The sequence below is a fragment of the Kitasatospora sp. NPDC087861 genome (assembly GCF_044742585.1).
Classification (GTDB): domain Bacteria; phylum Actinomycetota; class Actinomycetes; order Streptomycetales; family Streptomycetaceae; genus Kitasatospora.
Genome location: NZ_JBIUUS010000083.1, coordinates 1 through 7438 on the forward strand (window position 1 = coordinate 1; position 7438 = coordinate 7438).

Annotated in this window: 6 protein-coding genes; 5 read left to right on the top strand and 1 reads right to left on the bottom strand. The window is 73.4% G+C overall.

Annotation, left to right across the window (positions count from 1 at the left end; translation table 11 throughout):
• Positions 1-140: 140 nt before the first annotated feature.
• Positions 141-707 carry a CGNR zinc finger domain-containing protein gene (locus tag ACIOJE_RS40875; protein ID WP_400783736.1) on the bottom strand — a complete coding sequence of 189 codons (567 nt, stop codon included), beginning with the start codon at positions 705-707 and terminating at the stop codon, positions 141-143.
• Between the two features lie 256 nt (positions 708-963).
• Between ACIOJE_RS40875 and ACIOJE_RS40880 the strand changes: the two genes are divergently transcribed.
• The 5 genes from ACIOJE_RS40880 (at position 964) to ACIOJE_RS40900 (ending at position 7254) form a co-directional block, all read left to right on the top strand.
• The gene (locus tag ACIOJE_RS40880; RefSeq protein ID WP_280673932.1) at positions 964-3108 is read left to right on the top strand and encodes a protease pro-enzyme activation domain-containing protein; all 2145 of its coding nucleotides are present in this window, start codon (positions 964-966) and stop codon (positions 3106-3108) included.
• Between the two features lie 286 nt (positions 3109-3394).
• Complete coding sequence (locus ACIOJE_RS40885; protein WP_280673931.1) at positions 3395-4408, top strand: hypothetical protein; 1014 nt, start codon at positions 3395-3397, stop codon at positions 4406-4408.
• Positions 4409-4584: 176 nt separating this feature from the next.
• Positions 4585-5055 (top strand): VOC family protein, encoded by a 471-nt coding sequence (locus tag ACIOJE_RS40890; RefSeq protein WP_400783740.1) that lies wholly within the window; start codon positions 4585-4587, stop codon positions 5053-5055.
• An 18-nt stretch (positions 5056-5073) separates the two neighbouring features.
• Positions 5074-5997 (top strand): pyridoxamine 5'-phosphate oxidase family protein, encoded by a 924-nt coding sequence (locus ACIOJE_RS40895; RefSeq protein WP_400783743.1) that lies wholly within the window; start codon positions 5074-5076, stop codon positions 5995-5997.
• Between the two features lie 216 nt (positions 5998-6213).
• Positions 6214-7254 (top strand): peptidoglycan-binding protein, encoded by a 1041-nt coding sequence (locus ACIOJE_RS40900; protein ID WP_400783745.1) that lies wholly within the window; start codon positions 6214-6216, stop codon positions 7252-7254.
• Positions 7255-7438: the final 184 nt, after the last annotated feature.

Here is a 7438-nt window from a genome sequence, read left to right on the forward strand (position 1 = left end):
TCCCGCCCGGGGGCCCCCCGGCCCCCCCCCGGGGGGGGGGGGGGGCCCCCCCCCCCCCCCGCGGCCCGGCCCCCCCCCCCCCCCCGGCGGGGGGGGGGGGGGCGACCCCCCCCCCCCCCGCCCCGCCGCCGGGCCGTCGGTCAGGCCCGGCCCTTCCCATAGTGCCGCGCCGCCTTCGCCCGATTCCCGCACACCGCCATCCGGCACCATCGGCGCCGCCCGTTCTGCGACGTGTCGAAGAAATGCAGAATGCACGCCTCGTGCGCGCACTGCTTGATCCGGTGCGCCCCCTGGTCGAGCAGGTCGAGGAAGTCGTCCACCGCCAGCCAGGCCGCGAGCCACTCCGCCCGGTCCACCTCGACGTGCTCGGTCGGCCCCTGCCCGCCGAGTTCCCGCCGCAGCCGCCCGTGCCGCAGCACGCCGTTCAGCCCGGCCACCGCCTCCGGCCCCAACTCGCCGGTGGTGTCGAGGTCCTGGACCGCGCCGACGAGCGTCTCACGGGCCTCCCGCAGGGCCGCGAGCCCCGAATCGGCCACCCGGCAGCGGTCGGCGAGGCCGGCCGAGGAGAGCCAGATCTCGTACCCGTCCGGTGCGGCCAGCAGGTCGTTGACGGGCGTGCCGGACCACCGCGTGTTCAGCAGGTCGAGCGCCAGCGGCTCACCGATCAGCGGTCGGGGGTCCCTCGGGTCCGCCATCACGTCAGTCATCGTTCTCCCTCGGCTCCAGCCGATTCTACGTCCGCCCCTCCTGCCCCCATTGGTATGGACCGGTTCCGGAATTCCGGCCATTCACTGTATGGAACAGCCGCATTTCCAGGCGTCCACAGTTGACTGTTTTTTAGCAACGAATTGCTTGACCATGAACCACTTCCGTTACCGGTTCTGTCATGTTCTAGCCAGCGTTCTCGACCCCGGAACGCCTGGCCCCTTGCCGGCCCCCACAGCCGGCCAAGAGGAGGATCCGTTGCGCCCCCGCTCTCTTGCCCTCGCCGCGGCGATAGCCGTACTGCCCCTGACCGCCGTCTCGCTCGGCGTCTCCACCGCGCAGGCCGCCCCCGCACCCCGCGTCGCGCTCCCGAACACCGTCAACCCGGCGGTGGCCCACTCGGAGAAGAAGGGTGACGTCCCGGCCGAGCAGCAGATCTCGGTGGCCGTCAGCCTGAAGCTGCGCAACACCGACGCCCTGGACCGCTTCCTCACCGCGGTCACCACGCCCGGCACGCCGGAGTTCGGCAAGTACCTGACGCCGGAGCAGTTCACCGCCCAGTTCGGGCCGTCCCAGGCCTCCGTCGACCAGGTCAAGGCCTACCTGGCCGCCCAGGGCCTGACCGTCACCGAGGTGAGCGCCAACCGCCAGGTGGTGAGCGCCCACGGCACCACCGCGCAGGTCTCGCAGGCCTTCGGCACCCACGAGAGCGCCTACGTCGACCCGCAGCTGCAGCGGGCCTTCTTCGCCAACGACGCCGCCGCCTCGATCCCGTCCGACCTGGCCGGCATCGTCCAGGGCGTGAGCGGCCTGGACAACCACGCGGTGCGCAAGAACCGCCTGGCCAAGCCGAACTCGATCACCCCGAACGCGGCCTCCGCCACCCCGAGCGGCTTCGGCCCGTCGCAGTACGACGGCGCCTACAACCTGAACAAGACCGGCGCCGACGGCACCGGCGTGACGGTCGCCCTCTGGGAGTTCGACGGCTACCAGTCCGCCAACCTGACCACCTACGACTCGCAGTACGGCCTGAGCGGCCCGGCGGTCTCCACGGTCTCGGTGGACGGCGCCAACTACGACTCCGCCCCCGGCCAGGGCCAGGGCGAGGTCGAGCTGGACAGCGAGATCGTCCGCGGCGCGGCGCCGAAGGCCACCCAGCTGGTCTACGAGGCGCCCAACAGCGACCAGGGCGAGATCGACATGGCCAACAAGATCGTGGCCGACAACAAGGTCTCGGTCGTCTCGATCTCGTGGGGCTCCTGCGAGCCGGACACCACCGCCGCCTCGATGACGGCGGTCGACAACGCCTTCAAGCAGGCCGCCGCCCAGGGCATCTCGATCTTCTCGGCCTCCGGTGACGACGGCTCGCGCGACTGCACCCGCTCCACCAGCGGCTCGTCGGTCAAGGCGGTCGACTTCCCGGCGTCCAGCCCGCACCAGACCGGTGTCGGCGGCACCAACCTCAAGGTGTCCGGCACCTCCTACTCCTCGGAGAGCGCCTGGAGCACCGCCGGCGGCGGCGTCTCCACCGTGTTCAGCAAGCCGAGCTGGCAGACCGGCACCGGGGTCAGCGGCACCATGCGCACCGTCCCCGACGTCTCCTCCAACGCCGACCCGGCGAGCGGCTTCGCGATCTACACGGGCGGCTCCTGGAACGTCTACGGCGGCACCAGCGCGGCCGCGCCGCTGTGGTCCGGCTACGCGGCCCAGTTCAACCAGAAGGCCAAGGCGGCCTCCCAGCCGGTCCTGGGCGAGGCGAGCCCCCGGCTGTACTCGGTCGCGAACGGCAGCGGCTCCGCCGGCGCCTTCCACGACGTGACCAGCGGGTCCAACCAGGACTTCCCGGCCAAGGCGGGCTACGACCAGGTCACCGGCTGGGGCTCCCCGATCGCCGACGGCCTGACCACCGCCCTGCTCGGCGGCGGCACCACCCCGCCGCCCGGCGGCTGCACCGCGGCCCAGCTGGTCGGCAACGGCGGCTTCGAGACCGGCAGCGCGGCCCCGTGGACGGCCTCCAGCGGCGTCGTCGACAACGGCTCCTCGCAGCCGGCCCACTCGGGCAGCTGGAAGGCCTGGATGGACGGCTACGGCAGCGCCCACACCGACACCATGTCGCAGACCGTCTCGATCCCGACCGGCTGCAAGTCCGCCAGCCTGACCTTCTGGCTGCACATCGACACCGCGGAGACCGGCTCCACCGCGTACGACAAGCTGACCGTCCAGGCCAACAGCACCACGCTGGCGACGTACTCCAACGTGAACGCCGCGGCCGGCTACGTGCAGCGCACCCTGGACCTCTCCTCCTTCGCCGGCCAGACGGTGACCATCAAGTTCACCGGCACCGAGGACGGCTCCAACCAGACCAGCTTCGTGATCGACGACGTCGCGCTGAACGTCAACTGACCACGAGCCGGTAGCACCACCTGACCCCCGCCGGGGCGGCGCCGACACGGCCCGCCCCGGCGGTGTGCGTCCGTCCCGCCGCGCCGGCGGCGGGAGCGCGTGTTTCCACACTGTTTCAAGATCAATAACCTTGCGGTTCACCTGCCGTGACCACTGTCATACGCACGCCTGATGACGTAGCCTCTCGACCGTGCATAGGGTTCCCCAAAGCTCGGTGAAGCCGTCGGTGGCGGGCCTCGACACCGCCCCGCTCCCACCGGACTCACGTGGTGGGGAGGGTTACCGCATGGCCGCACAGCAGCCTCAGGACTCCGCGCGGCTCCGGTTGGTCGGGCTGCGCCCGGAGCACCCCGGCCCGTCCGTACCCGCACCGGCGCCGGCGCCCCCGCCCGCCGGGCGGCCCGCCGCCACGGGCGGCTTCGCGGAGACCCTGCACGTGGCCATCGAGGCCAGCGGCCTCAGCCTGGACCGGATCAGGGCCGCGCTCACCCAACGTGGCGTCAGGGTCAGTGTCACGACGCTGAGTTACTGGAGACGCGGACGCAGCCAGCCCGAGCGGGCCAGCTCGCTGCGCGCCGTCCACCTGCTGGAGGAGCTGCTCGGGCTGCCGCACAGCGCGCTCACCTCACTGCTCGGCCCCCCGCGCCCGCGCGGCCGCTGGGCCGCCGCCGCGAACACCTGCCACCTCGGGCTGGAGGACGTCTGGCCCGGCGAGCAGCAGATCGCGGACATCTTCGCCGAGCTGGACGCCCCGCCGCCGGGCGAGCTGGAGCGGCTGAGCATCCACGACTCGTACTACGTGGACGCCGAGCGGCGCGGCAACCTGCTGCGGATGCGCCAGGTGGTGCGCGCCACCGTCGGCGGCGTCGGCCGCTGCCTGGTCGTGCACAAGGCCGACGAGGAGGCCACCGGCTGCCCGGAGATCACCTCGGTGCGGCACGGCCGGCTGGGTCGGGTCCGGCGTCGCCCGGAGGTCGGCCTGACCGTCGGCGAGCTGATGCTGGACCGCCCGCTGGCACTCGGCGACAGCACGGTCTTCGAGTACGAGGTGGAGATCCCGCCGGGCGGCCCGACGATGGAGTACAGCCGCCGCTTCGCCTCCCCGGTGCGCGAGTACGTGCTCCAGGTGCACTTCGACCCGGCGGCCGTCCCGGCGCACTGCGAGCGCTACGACCGCGAGCCGGGCGCGGACGTCGACCACCGCCGCGAACAGCTCTGGATCGGCGCCTCCGCGAGCGCCCACGTGCTGGCGCCGGACCAGCAGCCCGGCCACATCGGCATCCGCTGGGAGTGGCAGTAACCGTCCCCGTCGAACCGTCGGGCTCCGTGCCCGGCGGGTCTTCCGCCTGCCCGCACCCAGATCTAACCCCTTCATGCCCCCATGCTGGTTGACGCCTCATCACCTAACCCATACTTTTATGAGTACCGGTTAGGCAGAGGCCTTGCCGGCCGCCCCAGCCCCGGGAGTGATCAGGCATGTCCGGCACCACCCTGCTCCACACCCTGCGGACCGGCCACGTGGGCCTGAACGTCACCGACCTGGACCGCTCGGTCGACTTCTACCGCGCCCTGTTCGGCCTGGAGGTCACCCACCAGGGCACCGACCCGCAGCGCCGTTTCGCCCTGCTCGGCCGGGACGGCCGCCTGGTGGTGACGCTCTGGCAGCAGAGCGAGGGTACCTTCGCCACCACCGCCCCCGGCCTGCACCACCTCTCCTTCGAGGTCGAGAGCCTCGACGAGGTCCGCGCCGCCGAGTCGCTGCTGCGCGAGCTGGGCACCGGCTTCGCCTACGACGGCGTCGTCCCGCACAGCGAGGGCTCGGCCTCCGGCGGCATCTTCTTCACCGACCCGGACGGCATCCGACTGGAGATCTACACCCGCACCGGCGTGGCCGGGACCACCGCCGCCGCGCCCACCGCCGACGCCCCGACCTGCGGCTTCTTCTAGGGCTTGGGGGAGCCGGCCATGACCACCACCAGCACGCCCTACCACCGCGGCGAGCGGGCCGCCCAGGCCCGGGCCGGGGTGAGCGAGCGCGCCGACCACGTCGGCCGGTCGATCCGCGACACCGTCCCGCCGGTGGCCGCCCGCTTCCTCACCGAGCGCCGGATGCTGGTCGTCGGCGCCGCCGACCGGGACGGCCGGGTCTGGGCCACCCAGCTGACCGGCCCGGCCGGCTTCCTACGGGCCCCGGACGAGCGGACCATGGCGGTCGCCGCCCACCCGGCCGAGGCCGACCCGCTGGCCGAGGCGCTGGCCCGCCCGGCCCGGGTCGGCACCATCGCGCTGGATCAGGCCGGCCGCCGCCGGATGCGGCTCAACGGCCGCTCCACCCCGGACGGCCGGGGCGGCCTGAACGTCGCCGCCGAGCAGGTGATCTCGAACTGCCCGAAGTACATCCAGCGCCGCAGCCCGCAGGACCGCCCGGCTGCCGGGGCGCCGCGCGCGGTCACCGCCGGGCCGGTACTGTCCACCCTGCAGCGGCTGACCGCGGCCACCGTGGACACCTTCTTCATCGCCACCACCGGCCCGGACGGCAGCGTGGACGCCTCCCACCGGGGCGGCTTCCCGGGCTTCCTGCAGGCGGTGGCGCCGGACCGGCTGCGCTGGCCCGAGTACCCGGGCAACAGCATGTTCCTGACCCTCGGCAACCTGGAGCTGGACCCGCGCGCCGGGCTGCTGCTGCCCGACTGGGAGACCGGCGGGGCGCTCCTGGTCACCGGCGAGGCCCGGACGGACTGGTCCGCCGAGGCCCGGCAGGCCGCCCCGGGCGCCGAGCGGACGGTCGAACTGACCGTCACCGGCGTCCTCGAACTGGCCGACGCCGCCCCGCTGACCTGGACCGATCCCGAATACTCCCCGGCCAACCCACCCACCCGCGGCGCCTGACCACCCACCAGGGTTCGTACCGCCCCTACCTCCTCCGCCCCGTCTGCGCCACGCCCGGGCCGCCGAACGGTCGTCACCCACCCGGCGTAATCCGCCGCGCCACGTTCCGCCCGCTTTGGGACTTTGGTCCCGATAACACGCGGAGCCGGCCCGGGAAGGCCAGTCCTGTCACGCCGTCAGGCGTCGACCAGGAAGACCGCAGGAAAGAGGCGGAGCATGACCCGTACCGACCACCTGTCCCCGCTGCTGGAGTTCGACGAGGTCGAACCGGAGGAGGACTGCATATGCGGGGGCTGCAGCGCCCGCCGCCGCGCCCGGCTGCACGCCGCACCGGTGCACGAGGGCGGGCACGCCGCAGCCCACAGCATCCGCCGCCGGGCCGCGGTGCTGATGGCCGCGGTCGGCACCGCGATAGGCGGTGGCACGGCCGCCGCCGGGCAGGCCGCCGCGGCCCCCATCCCCGGCCCCACTCCGGGCGGCGGCAGCGCCGCCGCCCAGCCCCCGCAGACCCCGCAGGGCGAGGTGAGCGGCCTCTACGGCGAAGCCTCCGGTACCCGCGCCTTCGCCGCCCCGCGCGCCGCCGCCCAGCCGCTCACCCGGGCACAGATCATCCAGCGCGCCCAGGGCTGGGTCGACCAGCAGGTGCCGTACAGCATGGGCCGCTACTGGTCGGACGGCTACCGGCAGGACTGCTCCGGCTTCGTCTCGATGGCCTGGGGCCTCGGCAGCAGCCAGACCACCTGGACCCTGCCGAACTTCGCCGAGCGGATCGGCAAGGCCGACCTCCAGCCCGGCGACGTGCTGGTCTACAACAACCCGGCCGACCCGCAGGCCGGCTCGCACGTGGTGATCTTCGGCGGCTGGGCGGACTCCTCCCGCACCCGCTACCTCGCCTACGAGCAGACCTCCCCCGGCACCAAGAAGCGCGACACCCCGTACGCCTACTGGAACAACTCCGGCTCCTACGTCCCGTACCGCTGCACCGGCCTGTCCGGCGGCAGCGACGACGGCACCGCCGCCACGGCCTTCCCGGGCGCGGACACGTTCGGCCCCGGCGCGAACAACGCGTACGTCACCAAGCTCGGCCGGCTGCTGGTCCAGCGCGGCGGCGCCCGCTTCTACACCGAGGGCCCCGGTCCGCGCTGGGGCGAGGCCGACCGCAAGGCCACCCAGGCGTTCCAGCAGGCCCAGGGCTGGCGCGGCGCCGAGGCCGACGGCTACCCCGGCCCGGACACCTGGCGCCGGCTCTTCTCCTGACGCGCCGTGGGGGGGGGGGGGCCCCCCCCCGGCGCCCCCCCCCCCCCCCCCCCCCCCCCCCCAAAAAAAAAAACCCCCCCCCCCCCCCCCAAACACCCCCCCCCCCCCCCCCCCCCCCCCCCCCCCCCGCCCAAAAACCAAAAATTGTTTGGTGTCAAAAAAAAGAATTTGTGAGGCACCCCCG